This is a genomic window from Bartonella sp. JB63, from assembly GCF_002022665.1.
In the GTDB taxonomy this organism is placed as follows: domain Bacteria; phylum Pseudomonadota; class Alphaproteobacteria; order Rhizobiales; family Rhizobiaceae; genus Bartonella.
This window is the reverse complement of the sequence record NZ_CP019788.1, coordinates 1151904-1173676: the sequence shown is the minus strand read 5'-3', so window position 1 is coordinate 1173676 and position 21773 is coordinate 1151904. Positions and strand designations below refer to the sequence as shown.

The window sequence follows — 21773 nt, the reverse complement described above, 5'->3', positions numbered from 1 at the left end:
ACGTTGAGCTATGTGAGGTTAGTAGGCTTTAATCGGGTTTGTCAGTGGTGTTGGTGAGTGAAAGAAAAATCTTCGAGGGTAAAAAATTTCACAGATCAGAAAGAGGAACAAGAATGGCAAAGAGGAGGACATCTAAATAATGCCAACGATTATTGATTGTGTTCAAGGAACAGGTGAATGGCGCCAAGCGCGCAATGGTTTAATTACTGCTTCTTTGTTCGAAATGGTGCTTGCGCAAAAACAAGATGGCAAAAAAACCCAAAAATATAATGCTGTTATGATGAAACTTGCTGGAGAAAGAATAACAGGAAAGTTCGTTGAAGAAGGGATAACGTTGCCTATGCGGCGCGGAATAGAATTAGAACCACAGGCGCGTCAGCTTTATGGAACTCTCACACAGACGGAACCTGAATGCGTTGGCTTCATTTTGGCAGAAGATCGTCTGAAAGGAGTCTCTCCAGATGCTTTGATCGGGACAAATGGGATGTTGGAAATTAAAACGAAAAAACCTGAAATTTTGATTCCTCATTATACGCAAAAAGACTTTCCTCTCGAACATAAAGCACAATGTCAAGGAGGATTGTGGATTGCACAACGCGAATGGATTGATTTAATGCTCTATTGGCCAGATATGCCTCCTTTGATTAAGCGTGCTTATCGTGATGAGGCCTATATTCAGAAGCTCGAAATAGAAATCAATCGATTTAATGATGCTTTGGCAGTGATGGTGCATCGTCTTAAAACGATGTGTCTATAAAGAAGGGTGGGGGGTATGCAGTGCATAGTGGTGCTGCGAGAGAGGATTGAACTCTCGACCTCTCCCTTACCAAGGGAGTGCTCTGCCACTGAGCTACCGCAGCGCTTTGAATCTTTGTGCTGCTTGTGCCATATTGTTACAAAATAGGCAAGAGAGCATTGATCCATTCTTGAAAGTTAGTTTATCTTATGTCATGACAAAAAAGGTGATATGAGAAACCAAAAAAATAAAAGAAAAATAGTGTGAGCTTGACGTGTTTCAAGTTATTAAAAGAGTAAAATTGTTTAAAAAAGTGTGTCATGACACAAATGAATCAACAAAAACAAAACAATAATAAAAAATGTAAAGATGAAAAAAGAAAACAACGCCAAGAAAGGCTCGCTCAGCAGTTACGCGCCAATTTAAAACGTCGAAAAGAGCAAAATCGAAAACGATTTCAGGATAACTCATAAAAAAAATTTTAATTAAGGTATTTTTAAGAGATTTTTGCAACCAAATCTCTTGATGATTCATTTCAAAGTCATAGAAAAAAAACGCTTTAAGGTGTTCACCTATTTTAAAAGGAACTTTCTTCAAAAGGCCCTTTTAAAGGAAGACTTTGGGCTTGAGTAAAAAGGGCAAAACATTATGGATTCTATTCACATTATTGGTGGAAATCCTCTTAATGGTGTTATTCCTATTTCAGGGGCTAAGAATGCTACACTTCCTCTTATGGTTGCGGCATTGCTCACGGAGGGGACACTTACTTTAGATAATATTCCTCATCTCGTCGATGTCGAATTCTTATTGCGGATCCTTAATCATCACGGGATCGGTTATGCTGTCGAAGGACGAAAATCACATCAAGAGAACGGATATTCAAGAACAATTCATTTTACAGCAAAAAAAATAACAACAGTAAATGCACCTTATGAATTGGTAACAAAAATGCGTGCAAGTTTTTGGGTCATTGGTCCGCTGCTTGCACGATGTAGAGAAGCTTATGTTTCTTTACCTGGAGGATGCGCCATCGGAACACGCCCTGTCGATTTTATTCTGGAAGGACTCAAAAGTCTAGGAGCACAAATCGTGATCGAACAAGGATATGTGCATGCTAAAGCGCCAGAGGGTCTCAAAGGCGGACGCTATCGTTTCCCTAAAGTAACTGTCGGGGGAACACATGTGCTCTTGATGGCAGCTGTCATGGCAAAAGGAACAACCATTCTTGATAATATCGCTTGTGAGCCAGAAGTTATAAATCTGATTCAAGCGCTTAAGGCTATGGGTGCACTTATCTCTGGAGAAGGAACGCAGACCCTCACTATCCACGGAGTCGAAAAACTCAACGGTGCAAGAATTCAAGTCATTGCTGATCGAATCGAAGCAGGAACATACGCTATGGCCGTCGCTATGACAGGAGGAGAAGTTTTCCTCAAAAACGCAAATCCTCATCATCTTACCGAAGTTCTTGAATGTCTCAAAAAAACAGGGCTCGAAATCGAAATAAAACCAGAAGGGATCAATGTAAAACGAAACCCAGAGCAAAAGATTATATCCGTAGATATCAAAACAGGTCCTTTCCCAGATTTTCCGACAGATTTACAAGCCCAATTCATGGCTCTTATGACACGGGCTCAGGGGAGTGCACATATCACCGAAACAATTTTCGAAAACCGATTTATGCACGTACAGGAATTGGTCCGCTTGGGTGCACAAATTACACTCAGTGGACAAACAGCATTTGTTCAAGGGACAGGTCGTTTGCAAGGTGCACAGGTAATGGCAACAGATTTGCGTGCTTCTGTTTCTCTTGTTATTGCTGCACTTGCTGCACAGGGAAAGACGATCGTTAATCGTGTTTATCATCTCGATCGAGGTTTTGAACGGTTGGAAGAAAAATTGGCTCAATGTGGTGCAAACATTCAACGCGTAACAGGATGAGAAAATAAGAGGCTGCTTGAAAGATATAGGCGCAAAAGCAGCACTGTGAAGGCTCGGGGAGGCCAAAGGGGTTGCGGAGAGGATAATGGGGTTGTTAAAGGTACATGTTTCGAAGGAGATCAGAGAGGCCTAAAGTGACAGAGGATCCCAAAAATCTGGAGTTTCAGGCTTTAAATGGGGACCAATGCGGACAGCTGAAACCTTTTCAGCAAGGCCAGTACGGTCAGAAAGTTCAACCGCTAAACCACAAAGCGTTGCTGGGCCTTTCGCAGGCTCATAAAATTTAAACTTCTTCTTATAAAGAAAACGGTACAAAGGTTCTTCTTTGTCCATCCCTAAAGAGGAATTATAATCACCACACATCCCCGCATCCGACAAATAAGCACTGCCTCCCTCTAAAATTTGAGCGTCAGCCGTTGGAATATGGGTATGGGTTCCAACAATAACACTCACACGTCCATCAAGAAAGTGACCAAAACATTGTTTCTCGCTGGTCGCTTCTGCGTGAAAGTCAAAAATAATAGCGTCTGCTTGCTCTCGCAAAGGACATGCTGCGATAATCTTATCCGCTGTATGAAAAGGGTCTTCTACCTTGCAGGGCATAAAAACAGCACCCATTATATTCGCAATAAGAACACAGGCCCCATTTTTCGCTGTCCATAAACCAGACCCTTTCCCAGGTGTGCCTTCAACAAAATTCGCTGGGCGTAAAAAACGATCGCTATAAGATGCATAGCTTAAAGTCTCTTGACAGTTAAATGCATGATTGCCCGTCGTAACAACATCAACACCCGCATTTAGAAAATCTTGATAAACTGACTCCCTAATCCCAAAGCCATTGGAGGCATTTTCACCATTCACAACAACAAAATCAAGGCGCCATTGATCAATTAAATGAGGAAGAGTGCGCAAAACAGCTGCACAGCCCGTTTGTCCAACAACATCACCTAAAAATAAAAAGCGCATAAGCGTTTTAATCATAATTTAAGGTTCAAGAAAACCCTTTTCTGTAAAAATACCCTCTAAAAGAAGGTCATCTTCTCGCGCGGGAATGGATAAAACTTCTTGGCACGAAAAACCAAAACCAAATAAATGCACAGGATGAGCTTGGTTGCGAAGATGTGCAATTACCCGGTCATAATAACCTGCTCCATAGCCAAGACGGTGACCTTGACGGTCAAACGCAGAAAGGGGAACAAAGATGAAATCAGGAAAAACAACACTCTGTTCAGAGTTAGGACAAAAAATGCCAAAATGCATCGGTTCTAATTGCTTCTCATCCGAAAAATGACGAAAAACCATCATCTTGTGATCAAGAACAACCGGTAAAGCTAAATTTCCACCACGGGAGGAAATAAAATCAAACAAAGGACGTGGGTCAAGCTCTGAACGAATGGGCCAATAACCAGCAAAAATAATCTGTGAAAAATTATGCACTCTTTGTGCAAGATACTCAGAAATATGCAAACATGCCTGTTGCGAAAAAATATTTCGCTCTTCTAAAGATAAACAATTTCGTTGCGATAAACCAAATTGCCGCAAAGAGTTGCGAATCGATAAAAAAAGAGAAGGGGAAGAAACCATCATTGTTAAGCAATGACCTGCAATAATTACAAAAATCAAAGAAAATAATAGCCAAAAACTGACCAAAAATATAAAAAAGGTGAACCACAACAGCCGATGGAAAAAGTTGATTCCGAGTGCCTAGTATACTAGGTGGGCACCGTGTGAAAAAGCCCACGAGCTCTTTCAGGGACAGCTCCCTTGGAAATCAATAAGGCCTCAGGAATATGTTATTTCCTGTCGAGAAGCGCAGAACACCTTTCACCATTATAAAACAATTTCATCTTCCCGGCTAGATAAAAAATTATCCGATTATCACTCTAAATAATCACTGCTAAAATTGCTAAATTTCTTGACCCAGTTGTTCGGATAAAAGAATATCAAGACGTTGTTGAACAAGCTGCATTTGCGGATAAAAAGAAAGGGCCTTTTCGTAAGCCTTTATCGCTAAATGTGCGCGATCCGTTGCTTCCATGATAATGCCAAGCTCAAAAAAAGCTATGTAATTCCGAGGCTCAAGTTTGAGAGCATGAGAAAGATCAATCATCGCAAGCTTAAAATCACTTAATTGAATATGAATCCAAGCACGCCTAACCCAAGGTTCTGCATAGGTTGGAGAAAGAGATATCACAGAATCAATTATATCAAGAGCAGAACCGTAATTCGATTCCGTAATGCTTTGTTCTGCCCATGTCATTAAAAGATCAACCGTCTCACTGCCTGAGCGTGACCATAAACGCTGAAGTTGACGACTCAGATTTTTCGCCTCCTTCGCATCAGAACAATATTTCAATTCTTTCAAAAGACGCACAATCTCTTGTTCTTTACGGTTATTCGAAAGGGACCGATGAGTGTGAGGCAGCGATTCATAATCTTCAAGAAGAATTGCTCCTGAGTGAGTCTCCGATAAGGAAGAAGTCTCAGATTCAGCTGATGGCAAACCAGGTATGAGGTCATCTAAAGGTAAAAACAATTGTGGAGAAGGTGATTCTTCAAACGATAAAGGAGGAGAACTCTGACTGTGACAAGGAGAAAGAAAAAAAAGACTATTGAAAAGTAAAACAGAAATACTCCGCTGCCTTAAAAATCTTGCCCATTGTCTTAAAAGTTTTAGACTTAAAAGTTTTAAATGAACACCACAAAAAGATGTACACAAAAAAACAGCAGAAACCAAAAATCTCTCTCTAAAATTCATTATCCCTGGCGGGCTCTAAAACGCGGATTGCTCTTATTCAAAATATAGATACGACCTTTACGACGAACTAACCGATTATTACGGTGACGTTCTTTGAGTGCTTTGAGCGAATTCTTAATTTTCATCATCATCACCGTTTATATACGTTTATATATATGAGCAAAATGTTATAGTCTTAAATAGTGTAACAGTGTATTCTTAAGGATGTAAGACATTACAGAAACATTTCCACTACCCTATCGTAGAAACTACTTTATAAAAAAATAATGAAACTTCACACCACAATAGACAAATAAAAACGGTGAATTTTTAACAGGGAGTCCTTTTCTTGTCAAGTACGCTTTACCTTTATCCCTATGGAAATAGAGTAATCTTTCAGGATTGATAATCTTTTCTAGGAAAAAAAGGAGGATGTCGTTGGAGGAAGAGGGCTTATAGGAAAGGGGGTGTTGTTGCAGGAGAAGTGTTATAAGGGGAAGGGTGACAGATATGGAGAGGTTCTCTAAGGGGAGCTCTCCAAAAGGCGGGTTCTCCAAAGTGCTTCATTTTGTTGCGTCGAGAGATTGTGTTGCTGGTCCCGTCAATTGGATGACATGGCCCATTTTGCGTTCTGGCTTGACAAGAGTTTTGCCGTATAAATGCACCGATGTCGATTTTTGCCGTAAAAAGCTTTGATAATCTTTCAAGTTCATGCCAAGGAGATTTGTCATCTCGCAATTGCTATGGCGTGAGGTATCTCCTAAAGGAAGAGCACAAATGGCACGGATATGCTGTTCAAATTGTGAAGTGGTGCATGCTTTTTGTGTCCAGTGACCCGAATTATGCACGCGAGGCGCTAATTCGTTAACCAAAAGACTTCCATCGGTCAAGACAAAAAATTCTACACAAAGAACACCAACATAATCAAGAATATCCATAATCTGAGCATTGATCTCATGTGCTGTTTCTTGTATTTTTGATGAAGCATGTGAAGGCACAAATGTTTTATAAAGAATGCCGCTTCTATGTTGATTTTCACAGCAGTCATAAAAAGCGTGCTCTTTTTGAGGATTTGATGCTGATACAACAGATATTTCAAACAAAAAAGGAACAATCTCTTCTAAAATCAGAGGTTGATGATCAAGAGCAATTAAAGCTTTATCGATGATTTCTTTATTCGGATGATGAAGACCAATTTGGTGTTTGCCATCATAGCCAAAACGGCGTGTCTTTAAAAGACCACTCCCTCCCAAAGCTGATAATCCCTCAATAAGAGAATTACGGTCATGAACCGCGTACCACTTAGCCGTCCGAATCCCATTATCGTTCAGAAATTGTTTCTCAAAAACTCGGTCTTGCGAAATCTCCAAAATCTGAGAAGAGGGATAAAGATAACTTTTTTGTTCGATATACTGCGCTATTTCCAAAGGAAGATTTTCAAACTCGTAGGTTATCACGTTGCAAACAGAAAGAAGACGCGCTAACGCTGTTTGATCTTCGTACGAAGCAAGAATATGTTCTGTGCCAATTTGAGACGCTGGGCAATCAATTTCAGGGCTTAAAACAAGTGTTTTAAAACCAAGTTCCGCTGCTGCAAGTGCTAACATTCGTGCTAATTGACCTCCTCCAAGAAGGCCAATAGTATTGCCAGAATATAAACTTTCAGAATAGTGAGACATTTGCACTTTCCATCGTTGGAGTCGTTGCTACGCTGGTTGTTTGTTTTTCACGCCAGCTCTGTAAACGTTTAGATAAAACATTATCATAAATCGCAAGAACCGCTGCAGATAAAAGAGCCGCATTAATCGCTCCTGCTTTGCCTATCGCTAAAGTGCCAACCGGTATGCCAGCCGGCATTTGCACAATCGAAAACAAAGAATCTTGACCCGACAAAGCTTGAGAGTGAATCGGAACGCCAAAAACAGGTAAAGAAGTAAGAGACGCTAACATACCAGGAAGATGCGCTGCTCCCCCAGCGCCAGCAATCAAAACTTTAAAGCCAGAAGCTTTTGCTCCCTTTGCAAATTGGTAAAGCCGTTCAGGTGTTCGATGCGCCGAGATAATCTGTGTCAGGTGAGAAATGCCGAGGTCAGTTAAAATATCTGAACTATGTTGCATAATATGCCAATCTGATTGGCTGCCCATTAAAAGCGCTACGTCATACAATTTTTCAGCCATTTCATATCCTTTTTCATTTTTTAAGGCTTGGTTCTCGATCAATAGGCTTCATGCCTTCAAAGGGCAATTCAATTGCTTTTAAAAGTTTTGTCGTCTTTTTGTAAAGTTAATTAGTAGATTTTATCCTTTTTAATGAGAGAAAATAAATATTGGAGTGCAGCTTCTAAGAAAAATAAAGAGATAGAGAAAGAATATCACAAATAAAAGGAGCATAGAATAATGGTTTTATTGAGAAGATTAAGAATCTGTGAAATTTAAAGTAGGAGATAGAAAGGTGGAGTTTGCTGTCACGCTCAGGAACTCCTTAATATTATACAATGAAAAAGCAATCATATGAAGAAAATTAAAATTAGAATAAAGAAAAAAGAGAAAGAATAAGGAATGAAAAAAGATTTAATGAACAATAAAAAGCGCGGAAAAGAAAATCTCTCTCTCTGTTAAATCCCTGTTCACAAAATCAACAAAATAGGATATGAAAAAAGAAAAGACAACTTATTATATAAAATCAACGACATATTATTGTAAAGGAAATCACTCTTTATGTCTAAAGAAGAAGTATTGGAATTTTCTGGAATCGTTACAGAACTCTTACCGAACGCAATGTTTCGGGTAAAGCTAGAAAATGATCATGAAATTATTGCTCATACCGCTGGAAGAATGCGCAAAAATCGTATTCGTGTCTTGGTCGGCGATAAAATTATGGTGGAAATGACCCCTTATGATTTATCAAAAGGACGAATTACATATCGCTATAAATAATCGTCACAAGGAAAAATTCTGTATCAAAAATCAACTATTCCTAAAAATCAGGCTTTTGGCTGAAAAAGTGAAATCCTAGCAAAAGAATAAACTGATATAAGGCTTATCCAGTGATCAAAAAAATCAAAAATAAAAAAAGATCATAGGTATAAAAACTTAAATGAAGTGGGGACGTTAAGACAAAAGTGCGTAAGCACTCGAAATTGGCGAAAGGGGTTCTATCGTGGATATTGATTTGATTCTTGCTTCTGCTTCCCCGCGGCGTTTAATACTTCTCGAACAAATAGGTGTTGAGCCCAAATTTGTTTATGCAACCAATATTGATGAAACGCCAAAATCAAGAGAGCATCCCGCAAGCATGGCAAAGCGTTTGGCAAAAACAAAAGTCCTTGCAGCAAAGGAAAGTTGGTTAAGAGACCAGAAAAATAGTCAAAGAGAACCAGAAGCAAAAAAATATTTAATTTTAGCTGCAGATACAGTTGTGGCAGTGGGACATGTCATTTTTCCTAAAGCAGAGGGAGAAGATGAAGCATATGAATGTTTGCGCTTTCTTTCAGGAAGAGTTCATAAAGTATATAGTGCCGTGTGTCTCATGAATGAACGTGGGAAAATAAGTGTTAGACTGGTTGAAAGTTCTGTGCGGTTTAAACGCTTAACTAAAATGATGATGAATGCCTATTTAGCTTCCGGGGAATGGGAAGGAAAAGCTGGAGGATATGCGATCCAGGGAAAAGCAGGGGCTTTCGTGACAAATATAAGTGGGTCTTATTCCAACGTCGTAGGGCTCCCATTGGCTGAAACAATGGATCTCTTAATGACTTATCAGTATCCATTGCTGAATCATTGGGTGGAAAATTTCGATGAATAAGGTCAAAATAGGTGAAAAATGATAGGTCAAGGCAGAAAAAAAACAAAAGCTTACAGAAAAAAGGTGCTGTAAAAAACAATGAAACAGCGCAAAAAAGATGAAAAAAAAGCAGAAATGTATCAATTGTCATTGCAGAAAAATAATCTGCGTCCATCACGCCCTTGCCCAGAATGTGGAAAAATGTCTCAGCAGGATTCTTACCCTTTTTGTTCATCACGGTGTCGTGCAGTCGATCTGAACCGTTGGCTTTCTGGGGCATATATTTTACCTCCTCCACTTCAAAAAACCGATGAGGAAGAGTAAAAAAGAAAAATTTTGTAAAAAGGAAAATCGCCACACCACTATTTGTGGTTAAAATTAAGTGCTTTTTACGAATTCGTCTGAAAAAGTTGTGCTTCTATTTGAGCATGAATGCCTTCAATTAAGGGCAGTTTGCGTTATTTAATATTTTAAAATATGAGCCAGTATTCTGTTTTTTTCCTTTCTTGGTTATCTAGATCAGGTCTAATTCGTTATGGTGCGACGTGGAAAGAGAGCTGTGAAGAGGAGCAGTGGAGGGATTGGAGATTGATTTTCAAAAAAAGGTTTTCCCTCTTGCTATAAGAAAAGAGTGTTCCCATATTTCTTTATATTAATTTAAATGAATTATTGCTTATAGATGTGTAGAAAATCGTGAAGATTCTTGAAAAGGAATATTAAGCGATAAAATACAAGCGCGTGAGGACAAAGAATCTGTAAAGGCAGAAAGAAAGAAAAATATGAATTTGGAAAAATATAGCGAACGGTTTCAAGGTTTTTTACAAGCAGCACAAAGCAGTGCTCTTGCGTCTGATCATCAGCAGTTTATGCCTGAACATTTCTTGAAAGCGCTCTTAGAGGATAGTCAAGGATTGGCAGTTTCTTTGATCCAAAAAGCAGGGGGGAATTTGCCTGCTATTCAAAAAGAACTCAAAGAAGCTCTCGATGCTTTGCCAAAAGTACAGGGTGGAAATGGACAGCTCTATATGTCTCAGTCTTTGGCAAAAGTCTTCGCAAAAGCAGAAGAAATCGCCCAAAAAGCAAATGATCAGTTTGTGACAGTGGAACGTGTTTTACAAGCTTTACTTCTCGAAAAAAGTGCAAAAACGGCAGATATTTTGACAGGAGGTGGGGTGAAAGCTCAAGAGCTTGAGCAGGTCATCAATGTCATGCGAAAGGGAAAAACTGCAACAAGTCGTCATGCCGAAAGCCAATATGAAGCCTTGGAAAAATATGCCCGTGATTTAACAAAAGAAGCACGAGAGGGAAAACTCGATCCTGTGATTGGACGAGAAGAAGAAATTAGAAGAACTGTGCAAGTCTTATCACGTCGAACTAAAAATAATCCCGTACTGATTGGAGAGCCAGGAGTCGGAAAAACCGCTATCGTAGAAGGATTAGCTCTCCGCATTGTCAATGGTGATGTGCCTGAAACATTGCGCGATAAACAGCTCTATGCTCTCGATATGGGAGCCCTTATCGCTGGTGCAAAATATCGAGGCGAATTTGAAGAACGTTTGAAGGCCGTTCTCACAGATATTCAAGCCGAAAATGGACAAATTATTCTCTTCATCGATGAATTGCATAATCTCGTCGGAGCTGGGAAATCGGATGGACCTATGGATGCTTCTAATTTGCTCAAACCCGCTCTCGCTCGTGGTGAACTCCATTGTGTCGGCGCTACAACGCTTGATGAATATCGAAAATATGTTGAAAAAGATGCCGCTTTAGCACGACGTTTCCAACCTGTCTTCGTCCCTGAGCCAACTGTGGAGGATAGTATCTCTATCTTGCGAGGCATCAAAGAAAAATACGAACAACATCACAAAGTACGCTTAGCTGATAGTGCTTTGATTGCTGCTGCACGATTATCTCAACGCTATATTGCTGATCGTTTTTTGCCCGATAAAGCGATCGATTTGATCGATGAAGCTGCTGCACGCTTGCGGATGCAGGTTGATTCAAAACCGGAAGAACTCGATGCAATCGATCGGCGTATTATGCAGTTGAAAATCGAACAGGAAGCGTTGAAAACGGAAGTCGATCCCGCAGCAGAAGAACGTTTGAAAACCGTCAAAGCCGAACTCGAAACTTTGGAAAAAAGCTCAACAGAAATGACACAAGCTTGGCAAGCCGAAAAACAAAAATTAGGCTATGCTGCCGATCTCAAAAAACAGCTCGAAGAAGCACGAAATGCTTTGGCTATTGCACAACGAAATGGACAGTTCCAACGCGCTGGTGAACTGGCCTATAGTGTCATTCCTGAACTCGAAAAACAACTCAATGTTGCAGAAAATGACGACCAACAAAATAATCTGGTCGAAGAAATTGTTACTGCAGAGCATATTGCTCAAATTGTTTCTCGTTGGACAGGGATCCCCATCGATCGAATGCTCGAAGGCGAACGAGAAAAATTATTGCGAATGGAAGATGAAATCAGTAAACGGGTGGTTGGGCAAACCGAAGCTGTACAAGCTATTGCGCGAGCTGTACGACGTGCACGAGCCGGATTACAAGACCCTAACCGTCCTATCGGATCGTTTATGTTCCTAGGACCAACAGGGGTTGGAAAAACAGAACTGACAAAAGCTCTTGCTGCTTTTCTCTTTCAAGATGCTCAGGCTATGTTGCGGATCGATATGTCCGAATATATGGAAAAACATGCCGGAGCACGATTGATCGGTGCTCCCCCGGGATATGTCGGATATGAAGAAGGAGGACTCCTCACCGAAGCTGTCAGACGTAGACCGTATCAAGTTATTCTCTTCGATGAAATTGAAAAAGCGCATCCTGATATCTTTAATCTCTTGCTACAAGTGCTCGATGAAGGACGTTTGACAGATAGTCAAGGACGAACCGTCGATTTTCGAAATACTGTCCTCATTATGACTTCTAATCTCGGAGCAGAAAGCTTGACAGCATTACCCGAAGGGCAAATAACACCGCAAGCAAAAGAAGAAGTAATGCAAGGAGTCAAAGCCGCTTTCCGGCCAGAATTCCTTAATCGCGTCGATGAAATTATCCTCTTTCAAAGATTACAACGCAAAGATATTGAAGCAATCGTCGATATTCAAATTCAACACTTACAAAATTTACTTAGTGAACGCAAAATTACCTTGCAAATCAAACCAGAAGCTCGAACTTTGCTCGCCCATAAAGGCTATGATCCCCTCTATGGGGCTCGGCCGTTAAAGCGAATGATACAAAGAGAAATTCAAGATCCCCTCGCAGAAAGTCTTTTAAAAGGGATAATCCGTGATGACACAACCATAACAATTACAAAAGAAGGAGAGCAGTTGATCTTTTCCTCTATAACAGAAAAAGAAAAAATAAACGCTTGAAAGATTAAAAAACAGAAAGGTTAAAAACATTTGACAAGGTGAATCTAAACTGCTACTATAAACACATAATGACAAGTGTGTATTATTTAATTTAGCTTGGTTCAGTAAGTGAACTGAGTTTTTTTATGTGTGGATTAGTACTGGCAATTATAGGCTCAGAGTTAGAGTTCAGCATATTTTAATCAGCCATGTAGAGCTTTTACCATATAGAGCTAATGTGTTGTGGAGGAAGTCTTGTCGTTGTTTCAAAGCATGTTATGAAAGCTGTTTTTGTCGTGCAGAAGTTGGGGTGGGGAGGAAAAATAGTGAAAATTAAACAGATCTTATTCTTTCAATAAAAGAAAGGTCAGTAAAGGTTTCTGTGTTAGAAGATGCTGGTACCGGTAGAAGTCGCATAGGTCTTTGTTGAGAAATGGCGGACTTGCCTTTTGTATAATGAATATAATATAGTAGATTTTTTTCTGCTTTTTTTGAGAAAAAAATTATCTAAGTCTCTTTTGTTGTTTAATTTTTTAGGAGTGGAGATGAAACATTTCTCTGTTAAGGGATAGGTGACGCTTTCTGTATGTTTGGCTTATTAAAGTTTCTAATCACTTCAAGCTTCTCCTTTTATTAAAGACTAGACGTATAATTATGTTGAAAGTTTGAAGGGGGAGCAATAATTGAGCACGAAGGATTTATAAAGTGGGCAAGAGTCATTGATTAGGTGGCTTTGAGGTCAAAATTTATTTCTGTTATTAGCGAAAATGCTGATATCCGTATATCATCCAACAAACACAGTGAAAAAAGTCTAAAGAGTGATGAGGGGACTCTCTATTTGCGGAACAGATTGGATCATCTTTGTATGATTTCCTCCTTTATTGGATTGCTTTCTTTTTTCTGAGGATAGTGTTTATAATTCTTGCTCGGGAAGTAGCGGATTGTATCGAAATAAATGAATGATTGAGGCTTCTATTTTATCTTGCTTATCATGTTGAGAAATGGAGCCGTTATTATCATTGATAAAAGCACTTGCTTCTCTTTTAGTGGTGGTGTGATGAAAAAATGTTTTTTCTTTAATAAATTGACATATGAAAAAGGAACTGCTTGATGATAGAGGCTAATTCTCTTCCTTTACGGAGAAGAGGACGATCAAAAGGAGCCATGAATAGAACAACAAAGCTTTTTAAAAAAGCGCTCCTTACTGCGGCTGAGAAAGCTGGTGATCAATATGGTTCTGATGGGCTAGTATCTTATCTTTGTTATCATGCGATCAATAATCCTGTGCCTTTCTTTTCTTTGTTGGCAAAGATTTTACCTTTGCAAGTGACAGAAGAAGATAAAAGGAATACTAAGATTTCGCGGATTGAGATTGTACCGATGATCCCCAATGAGGCAATGAATGATAAATTTTATGAAGCCTCTCGTGAAAATAAGATGTGATTCTCATGGGGGTTAGATGTAAGAAGATTTAAGAACGAGAGTTTATCAAGAATAAGAGTGCATAATGACAACCGCTCAGATTGCCCTGATTCCAAAACTTATGCCTGTATTTACGGGAAAGGCTGATGTTCGTGCATCTTGGGGAGGAAGGGGATCGGGGAAAACACGCTCTTTCGCTTTGATGACAGCTGTGATCGGCTATCGTCATGGAAAAGCCGGAGAACGAGGCATTATCCTCTGTGCGAGACAATTCCAAAATTCACTGGCTGAAAGTTCTCTTGAAGAAATTAAACGTGCCATCGAATCCTATTCCTTTTTAAACGACTATTATGAGATGGGTGATAAATATATCAAATCAAGAGATGGCTGTATCGTTTATGTTTTTGCTGGTCTTGATCGCAATATCGCTAGCGTCAAATCTATGGGGCGTATTTTGCTCTGTTGGGTGGATGAAGCTGAACCAGTGACTGATGCTGCTTGGCAAACCCTGATTCCAACGCTCAGGGAAGAAGGAAAAGACTGGCATTCCGAGTTATGGGTGACGTGGAACCCTTGCCGAGAAAATGCTGCCGTTGAAAAACGTTTCCGTTTTACCAAGGATCTTAATATCAAAGGTGTTGAAATCAATTGGCGTGATAATCCAAAATTTCCTGCAAAACTTAATCGCGATCGAAAAGCTGATTTAGAACAAAGACCCGAACAATATCAACATATTTGGGAAGGGGGCTATCTGCAGGCAATGCAAGGGGCTTATTATCAAAAATTGCTGCTCGAAGCAGAACAAGATGGGCGTATTACCAAAGTACCGCGCGATCCTCTGATTCAAGTCAGGATTTTTTGGGATATCGGTGGAACTGGTGCTAAAGCTGATGCAACTGCTTTATGGGTGGCACAATTTGTCGGACGCGAAATCCGCGTGCTCGATTATTATGAAGCACAAGGGCAACCCTTATCAGAACATATTGGATGGGTCTGTCAAAAGGGATATGAAAAAGCACTGATGGTTTTGCCACATGATGGGGCTACAAAAGATCGTGTCTATAATGTCAGTTTTGAAAGTGCACTCCAACAAGCCGGTTTTCGTACACAAATTATTCCTAACCAAGGTGTCGGCGCTGTCAAAATGCGTATCGAAGCTGTAAGACGATTATTCCCTGCTATATGGTTTAATCGTGAGACAACAACAGCTGGACGAAAAGCGCTCGCATGGTATCATGAAAAACGCGATGAGCAACGTAATATCGGCTTGGGGGCTGAACACGATTGGGCAAGTCATGGTGCCGATAGTTTTGGCTTGTTATGTGTGGCCTATGAACAACCCAGTGCTCACAAAAAACGAGATGTTTATCGGTCGCGTTTTTCTTCTTCTACAACATCATGGATGGCTTTTTAATGAATATGCAAACTGCTTCTCTTGATCCGCTTGAAAACCTTGAACATCAGGCGCTTTTTCAAAAGCTTGTTAATTGGTATCAAGAAGATATTGCCCATGTCGAGCAATGGCGAAAAAATGCTCAGGAAGATTATAATTTTTACAATGGACGACAGTGGAACGAACAAGATCTTGCTATCTTGCGGGAACAAAACAGACCCGTCATGACCTTTAATCGTATTGCACCTTTGATTAATGCTGTCGTTGGAACCGAACGCAACAATAAACGTCATGTGCAATTTATTCCACGGCAAGAAGGCGCTGCTATTGCTAATCAAATCCTCACTGGAGCAGCAGAATGGTTTCGCGATGAGGCTCATGGTGAATATGAAGATTCCGATGCTTTTCAAGATACCATTATTTGCGGCATGGGATGGACCGATACCCGGCTTGATTATGAAGAAGATCCTAGAGGGAAACCGGTCATTGCGCGGCTCGACCCCATGAAAATGGTGTGGGATGCAAGCGCTGTTAAGCCTAATCTTATTGATGCTCAAAGGGTTTGGTATATCGATGAAAAACCCCTCGAAATGGCGCGAGAAATGTTCCCGAATGTGCATTGGAGTGAACTGAACGCAGAGTGGGTTCAACAACAAACAGGAATGGGAGCTTATAGCTACGGTGATGGAGATCACGAAAGTCTTGAGGGGGCTGAAAACATTCTGCAGAGCCCTAAAATGGTCACACTAGCTGAATGCCGGTGGTTCGAACGCGAAGTCATCTATAAGGTGCTTAATCCTCAAACCGGACAGTTTACTGAATATTCTGAACAGGATTTTCAACATATCAAAAAAGAATTTCCTACATTTTCTGCAACAAGGATGACAAAAAAAGTTGTTAAGCGTGCTTTCTTGGGAAAAAAATTACTCGAGGCACCCGATAGACCGTTGGTGCCTTCTGATCAATTAGGATGGGAATGCATTACTGGGACATTCGATAAATTAAGTCGACAATTTTACGGGATTGTGCGTTCAACGAAAGATCCTCAACGTTGGTCTAATAAATATTTTAGTCAAGTTATGCACTTGCTTAACAGTCAATCCAAAGGCGGTATTATGGCAGAGCGTGATGCTTTCGATGATGATCGTCAAGCTGTTGAAAGCTGGGCAAGAGCCGATAGTATTACCTGGCTAAAAAATGGTGCTATGGCAGCCGGAAGAGTGCAACCAAAACCCGTCGCGCAGTTTCCAAATGGCTTTTTTCAACTTTTTAATGAAGCAAAAGGAGCCATTTCTCAAGTGACAGGATTGTCGCCTGAATTTGTTGGAACACGCTCTGTTAATCAACCTGGTGTGCTTGAAGAACAGCGCAGGCAATCTTCACTCAATTTGTTGGCTGGCTTCTTTGATGGATTGCGTCGCTATCGACAACGGCAGGGGAAAATTATTCTCTATCTTATCCAGAATTATCTCTCTGATGGTCGTTTGATCCGTATCGCTGGAGAAGATAATGCTAAATATGTCCCTCTTACACGAGAAATGGTCACGAGTTTGGAATATGATATCGTGGTGGATGATGCCCCAACAAGCACTAATGAAAAAGAGCGGACATTTTCTGTTATTATGCAATTGCTTCCACTTATGCAACAATTCGCAACACCAGAAATTCTGCTCGATTTTCTACATTATTCACCTTTACCTGCGTCGCTCATCCATAAAATTGCACTCAAAGCACAGCAGAACAATCAAGTGCTCGGTGGGCAACAAGGGCTCCAACAATTGCCAGAAGGGACAGAAAGGGTACGGGCTGCACAAGCTCTGCAGGCTTTTGAGGGATGATTTATTGTATGCGTTCTCTGCATGAATGAGGGGCGTTTTGTTGTTTACGGCAAATGAGGAAAGCACAATGAAGGAAGAAACTTTAACATCAGAAGAACAGCACACATGGGAACAGCATTCTTTGCAAGAGACAGATGATCGTGTTGGAGGAGATTCTGGAGCGGAAGAAGATTCTGGGAGGGAAGAGGTAGGAAATGTCCTTGCAGAAGAGGACGAGGAAAGTGAAAAAACATCTATGGGTCAAAGGAGTGAAGGCGACCAGAGGGCGAAGACTCAGGGGGGAGCTCATTTGCAAGGGCCACCAGATCCGCAAAAAGACTTTATGGGTTATATGCAATGGCTCGGAAAGATGCTTCAAATCAAACAGGAGACATTGGAAGCTGAACAGTTTGCTTCTCAACTGCAGGAGTTTTCAGAAGCAGAGAAATTGCGGTCTTTTTTTCATCAGTCTGTGGAGAGTATCAAAAAGATGCATCACGATTTTGATCAAGCTGCTGATTTTGTTTACGAGATGCGTGCAAAACAATTGGCTGCTTGTGCTTCTCTTTACCCTGAACTGACAGATCCGAAAGTCATTGATGCCATGATCGGAGATGAATTGAAAAAAATCGTGCAAGATTGTAACAAAAAAAATAAAAATCCTGCTGAGATGATTTATACGATTGCGCAAACAATTGGTTATACAGCCCTACAAAACCATGAAGGTGAAGCTATACAGAGCCATCAGGGTGGAAGTATACAGGGTAAGAACCTCCAAGAAAGTGTATGGCGGGGGGAAAATATCCAGGAAAGGAAAAATTCTGCTCGTACGCTTTCTGCTTCTAATGGTTTGAGCACGAATGGACCAATTTCTTTGGAGCTTCTCGATAAAATGTCCGAGGCAGAATTTACTGTTTGGATCGATAATCCAAAAAATAAAGCTGCTTTTCATCATTTAATGAGTGGTGAAGATCTTTAAAGAGAGGAAAAACTGTTTAAGGAAGTAAGAAAAAATTTTCTGTTTTGATGACCAAGATATTCTGATGATCAAGAGAGAGGAAATAAATATCCGGCATAGTGCCGGTTTTTTTATATCAAAATTACAAGGGGGAAAAAATGGCTGTAACAAGCATTGGAATCAACGACCCAATAGCTGTACGCACATGGTCGAAATTACTCAATCAAGAAGTCTCAAAAGCAATTTCTATTGCACCGCTGATTGGAAAAGATTCCAATAGCATTATCCAATTGAAAGATGAGACCAATAAAGCCAATGGAGATTCTATTAGTTTTGGTTTGCGTGTCCAATTGTATGGCGATGGGGTCAGCGAGGGCCAAGCTCTTGAGGGAAAAGAAGAAGCTTTACAATTCCTTAATGATCGCTTGGTTATTAATGAACTTTCTCATGCTGTGCGTGTCAAAAATGAAGGGACAATTGATCAACAACGGATTTTACATAATTTGCGGACAGAAGCTAAAAATGGTCTCGTTGATTGGTATGCAGATCGCTTAAGTATGATGTTCTTTATCCAAGTCTGTGGATATACCGCAAAAACCATCAATTTTGAAGGGCGAACCATTACACTCAAGCCTGTTCATTATGGATTTAACCCACCCACTGAACCAACTGCTAAACGGATATTGCGCCCTGGGGAGAGAAAAAAAGATTCAGATCTTAAAGCAGAAGATGTCTTTACTTTTAAGTTGATTGATAAAGCTGTCGAACGCGCTAAACTTGCTAATCCAAAAATCAGACCTGTGCGGGTTAATGGGGAAAATGTTTATGTGCTTTATCTCCATCCAACGCAAGTCACGCAATTGCGGACCAATACACAACCAGGACAGTGGCTCGACATTACTAAAGCAATTTATAGTGGAAGCCGCATGAAAAACCCCATCTATAATGGCTCATTGGGAATGTATAATGGGGTCATTTTACGAGAAGCAGAACATGTCACAGAAGGGGTAAATGCCGGATCCGGAGACGATAGCAATGATACTGCGGTGCCTAATGTGCGTCGTGCTGTTTTGTTGGGAGCACAAAGTGCTGTTATCGCTTTTGGTAAGGATCGGGGAGCTACACGCTATAAATTGGTCGAAGAACTCTTTGATTATGAACGTGAATTCGGTGTTGCTGCAAAAACAATTATTGGCATGAAAAAAACTTGTTTTCAATTGCCAAGCAAGGATGTTCAATCGGCTCAAGATTTTGGTACCATCGTGATTTCAACCTATGGTGCACCTTCTTAAAAGTTTTTTAAAGTTCTCTCCCAACTAGCACCCTTGGGAGGAACCAAAATACAAAGGAATTCCTATGTCTATTCCTGAATATTCTTCGATAAAATCTACCGCCAAATCCTATTCATTTGTTACAAAATTCTCAGGTCATGCCAAAACATTTGAGCAAATGGTAACGCTAATTCAAGATGAAATCGATGATACAACAGCTGAATATTCTGTCCAAATTCAAGATTCCATTTTAACTGCTCTTCGTTTGTGTGAACGAGAACCTTTCTTCTTCAATAAAATGAGAGAAATAAGCTTTAAAACACAAAGCGGAAAAACATGGTATGAATATGAAGATACCACCTTTCTTGAAACAGAAATGGTCATTGAGTCTTTAGTGCTCGAACAAAAAAAAGCAAAGCCAATACCCCTTCTCTACAAGTCGATGAAGAAGGGGCAAAAAGAATATAAAAAAAACCATTTAGTTCAAGGAATACCCGTATTCTATACTTTTTTGGATCAAAAAATCGGACTTTTCCCAACACCCAACACTGTTGAAACTGTCCGCCTCTTTTGGAGATCAGCACACTTTTCTGATATCCTTACCCTACAGGATGAAAACCCTTGGTTTATTTATGCTTTCGATTTGATTAAAGCACGAGCAAAATACGAACTCTATAAAAATATTCTCAAAGATCCTGAATATGCGACTGTTTCGTTTAAGGATTTTCAAGAACAGCTCCAATTCTTGCGGTACGAAACATCACGTCGCGAAGGATGCTCTAATATTCTTTCAACGGGGTTTTAAATGACTTTTTTCTCTATCGCGGATTATCGTCCCGATGTCGCTAATATCAATAGTCTCTTTACCGATGAGCTTATTAATGTACTCCCTGCAGATGGATCTTATATTCCAATGCCAAGTTTTAGTTCATTTTCAGAGCCCTGTCCGGAGGCTATTTTAGGTGCTATCGCTGTAAAAACAAAAAATGGTGTATCGATTATTGTTGGAACAGAAAAAAAAATCTATCAGCTCAGTAATACAACGTTGCAGTGGAAAGATGTCACGGGTAAAGGTAAATCTTATTTTGCCAATGTTGATGCACCTTGGTCTTTTGCTTTGTTTGGTGATTATGTTATCGCTGTTAATGCTAATAATAAACCACAAGTCATTGATATTAATCAAGATGAAAATTTCAGAGATTTAGGTGGGAATCCTCCACAAGCAGGAATTGTCCGTGTTTGGGGTGATTTCGTCTGTTTAATGAAATTACCCGAACATCCAAGACGCGTCCATTGGTCTGGGCTAAATGATCCTGAGTTTTGGACTGTAGGGAAGAAAAGCTGCGATTATCAAGATTTTCCTGATGGGGGATATGTTCAAGGAGCAACTGAAACAACAAATCCGCTAATCTTTATGCGTTCTGCAATTTATGCAGGCTCTTTTATCCCAGGATCTAAAATTATCTTCAGTTTTCAAAAAATACATGATAAACGCGGAGCAAAGAATGCTGAATCAATCGTTTGCCGTGGGGATCTTGCTTTCTTTGCCGATGATGGAGGTTTTTATCAAATTACAACCGATGGACGGATTACTCCCATTGGATTCGAAAAGGTGGATCGAACCATGGTGGCAGAAACCTCAGAGAACCAATTGTCCACTTTGAGTGCTGCAATCGATGGCGTTTACAATCGGGTTTATTGGATTATCGATGCTGATGAAATGATCGAAGAACGGATCCTGCTGATTTATGATTGGGGATTACAAAAGTGGACAAAAGCGACGGTAAATATCAAAATAATTTTACCTATTTTTCTGGCCGGATATACTTTAGAAGGGCTTGATCGGGTTTCAGAAAGTTTGGATGATTTACCTTTTTCTCTTGATAGTAAAGTGTGGGAAAATGAAACACCAATTTTAGGAGCTTTCGATCATGAAGGTAGGCTCGGATCATTTTCCGGCCCTCCTATGGCTTGTGTGGTGACCTCGCAAGAAATGGGACAGACGGATGGCATGATGACTCGGGTGAAAAATATTATGCCTCAGGTGAATAGTGAAACATTTTACTTGTCGATTGGTATGCGTTTTCGTCAAGCTCTTGAAGAAGAAACTGTTTGGTTGCCAGAAAGACAACCTTCTGCACATACAGGGCAAATTCATTCTCGTGCTAGAGCACGGTTTTATCGTTTTAAGCTTCGGATACCGGAAGGGGTTAATTGGTCTCACGTGACTGGATTCGATGTTGAGTTGCGATCTGCCGGTATGCGTTAAGCATGCCTCAAAATAACTAAATGTGTTAGCCTGCCAGAACAAAGGGTCAATGTGGTGCGTGTGCTGAGGGCAGGAGTTTGATACGG

At 40.3% G+C, this 21773-nt stretch carries 20 protein-coding genes, 1 tRNA gene and 1 other RNA gene; 14 read left to right on the top strand and 8 right to left on the bottom strand.

Going from position 1 to position 21773, the window contains the following annotated elements; genetic code table 11:
- Nucleotides 1–139 precede the first annotated feature (139 nt).
- On the top strand, nt 140–757 hold the full coding sequence (locus tag BJB63x_RS05125) for a lambda exonuclease family protein (RefSeq protein WP_078719269.1): 618 nt from the start codon (nt 140–142) through the stop codon (nt 755–757).
- Between the two features lie 28 nt (nt 758–785).
- On the opposite strand, the gene BJB63x_RS05120 is transcribed toward BJB63x_RS05125, so the two are convergent.
- A tRNA-Thr gene (locus tag BJB63x_RS05120) sits at nt 786–860 on the bottom strand.
- A gap of 196 nt (nt 861–1056) precedes the next feature.
- On the opposite strand from BJB63x_RS05120, the gene BJB63x_RS06600 reads away from it, so the two are divergent.
- Both BJB63x_RS06600 and murA read left to right on the top strand, forming a co-directional pair.
- Nucleotides 1057–1209, top strand: coding sequence for a hypothetical protein (locus tag BJB63x_RS06600; RefSeq protein ID WP_194284782.1), 153 nt, complete (start codon nt 1057–1059; stop codon nt 1207–1209).
- A gap of 175 nt (nt 1210–1384) precedes the next feature.
- On the top strand, nt 1385–2677 hold the full coding sequence (gene murA / locus BJB63x_RS05115) for a UDP-N-acetylglucosamine 1-carboxyvinyltransferase (RefSeq protein WP_078719268.1): 1293 nt from the start codon (nt 1385–1387) through the stop codon (nt 2675–2677).
- 129 nt (nt 2678–2806) lie between these two features.
- On the opposite strand, the gene BJB63x_RS05110 is transcribed toward murA, so the two are convergent.
- The 7 genes from BJB63x_RS05110 to purE all read right to left on the bottom strand — a co-directional run bounded on the left by BJB63x_RS05110 (nt 2807) and on the right by purE (nt 7592).
- Nucleotides 2807–3658, bottom strand: coding sequence for a TIGR00282 family metallophosphoesterase (locus tag BJB63x_RS05110; RefSeq protein ID WP_078719267.1), 852 nt, complete (start codon nt 3656–3658; stop codon nt 2807–2809).
- A gap of 3 nt (nt 3659–3661) precedes the next feature.
- Nucleotides 3662–4264, bottom strand: coding sequence for a 5-formyltetrahydrofolate cyclo-ligase (locus BJB63x_RS05105; RefSeq protein WP_078719266.1), 603 nt, complete (start codon nt 4262–4264; stop codon nt 3662–3664).
- 74 nt (nt 4265–4338) lie between these two features.
- Nucleotides 4339–4499: non-coding RNA, 6S RNA (gene ssrS, locus BJB63x_RS05100), on the bottom strand.
- Between the two features lie 84 nt (nt 4500–4583).
- On the bottom strand, nt 4584–5435 hold the full coding sequence (locus tag BJB63x_RS05095; RefSeq protein ID WP_078719265.1) for a tetratricopeptide repeat protein: 852 nt from the start codon (nt 5433–5435) through the stop codon (nt 4584–4586).
- Entirely contained in the window at nt 5435–5560 is a 126-nt protein-coding gene (gene ykgO, locus BJB63x_RS05090) for a type B 50S ribosomal protein L36 (protein ID WP_078719264.1), read from the bottom strand. The genes BJB63x_RS05095 and ykgO overlap by 1 nt, the downstream gene beginning before the upstream one ends.
- Before the next feature lie 417 nt (nt 5561–5977).
- Nucleotides 5978–7093, bottom strand: coding sequence for a 5-(carboxyamino)imidazole ribonucleotide synthase (locus tag BJB63x_RS05085; RefSeq protein WP_078719263.1), 1116 nt, complete (start codon nt 7091–7093; stop codon nt 5978–5980).
- Nucleotides 7077–7592 (bottom strand): 5-(carboxyamino)imidazole ribonucleotide mutase, encoded by a 516-nt coding sequence (gene purE / locus BJB63x_RS05080; protein WP_078719564.1) that lies wholly within the window; start codon nt 7590–7592, stop codon nt 7077–7079. Before purE ends, BJB63x_RS05085 begins: the two co-directional genes overlap by 17 nt.
- A gap of 540 nt (nt 7593–8132) precedes the next feature.
- Here purE and infA point away from each other — a divergent pair.
- The 11 genes from infA to BJB63x_RS05025 all read left to right on the top strand — a co-directional run bounded on the left by infA (nt 8133) and on the right by BJB63x_RS05025 (nt 21687).
- A complete protein-coding gene (gene infA / locus BJB63x_RS05075; RefSeq protein ID WP_013545481.1) occupies nt 8133–8351 on the top strand; it encodes a translation initiation factor IF-1 in 219 nt (72 codons plus the stop codon).
- A gap of 223 nt (nt 8352–8574) precedes the next feature.
- Nucleotides 8575–9219, top strand: coding sequence for a Maf family nucleotide pyrophosphatase (locus BJB63x_RS05070; protein WP_078719262.1), 645 nt, complete (start codon nt 8575–8577; stop codon nt 9217–9219).
- A 114-nt stretch (nt 9220–9333) separates the two neighbouring features.
- Nucleotides 9334–9522, top strand: coding sequence for a DNA gyrase inhibitor YacG (gene yacG, locus BJB63x_RS05065; protein WP_078719563.1), 189 nt, complete (start codon nt 9334–9336; stop codon nt 9520–9522).
- A gap of 455 nt (nt 9523–9977) precedes the next feature.
- Complete coding sequence (gene clpB, locus BJB63x_RS05060) at nt 9978–12578, top strand: ATP-dependent chaperone ClpB (RefSeq protein WP_078719261.1); 2601 nt, start codon at nt 9978–9980, stop codon at nt 12576–12578.
- A gap of 1089 nt (nt 12579–13667) precedes the next feature.
- Nucleotides 13668–14000 (top strand): hypothetical protein, encoded by a 333-nt coding sequence (locus BJB63x_RS05055; protein WP_078719260.1) that lies wholly within the window; start codon nt 13668–13670, stop codon nt 13998–14000.
- 64 nt (nt 14001–14064) lie between these two features.
- A complete protein-coding gene (locus BJB63x_RS05050) occupies nt 14065–15393 on the top strand; it encodes a PBSX family phage terminase large subunit (protein ID WP_078719259.1) in 1329 nt (442 codons plus the stop codon).
- Nucleotides 15393–17210: a portal protein gene (locus BJB63x_RS05045; protein ID WP_078719562.1), complete on the top strand. Its 1818-nt coding sequence runs from the start codon at nt 15393–15395 to the stop codon at nt 17208–17210. The genes BJB63x_RS05050 and BJB63x_RS05045 overlap by 1 nt, the downstream gene beginning before the upstream one ends.
- A 67-nt stretch (nt 17211–17277) precedes the next feature.
- Nucleotides 17278–18168: a hypothetical protein gene (locus BJB63x_RS05040; protein ID WP_078719258.1), complete on the top strand. Its 891-nt coding sequence runs from the start codon at nt 17278–17280 to the stop codon at nt 18166–18168.
- A gap of 137 nt (nt 18169–18305) precedes the next feature.
- On the top strand, nt 18306–19439 hold the full coding sequence (locus BJB63x_RS05035; RefSeq protein ID WP_078719257.1) for a N4-gp56 family major capsid protein: 1134 nt from the start codon (nt 18306–18308) through the stop codon (nt 19437–19439).
- Nucleotides 19440–19503: 64 nt separating this feature from the next.
- Nucleotides 19504–20223 carry a hypothetical protein gene (locus BJB63x_RS05030; RefSeq protein ID WP_236823850.1) on the top strand — a complete coding sequence of 240 codons (720 nt, stop codon included), beginning with the start codon at nt 19504–19506 and terminating at the stop codon, nt 20221–20223.
- A complete protein-coding gene (locus BJB63x_RS05025; protein WP_078719256.1) occupies nt 20224–21687 on the top strand; it encodes a hypothetical protein in 1464 nt (487 codons plus the stop codon).
- Nucleotides 21688–21773: the final 86 nt, after the last annotated feature.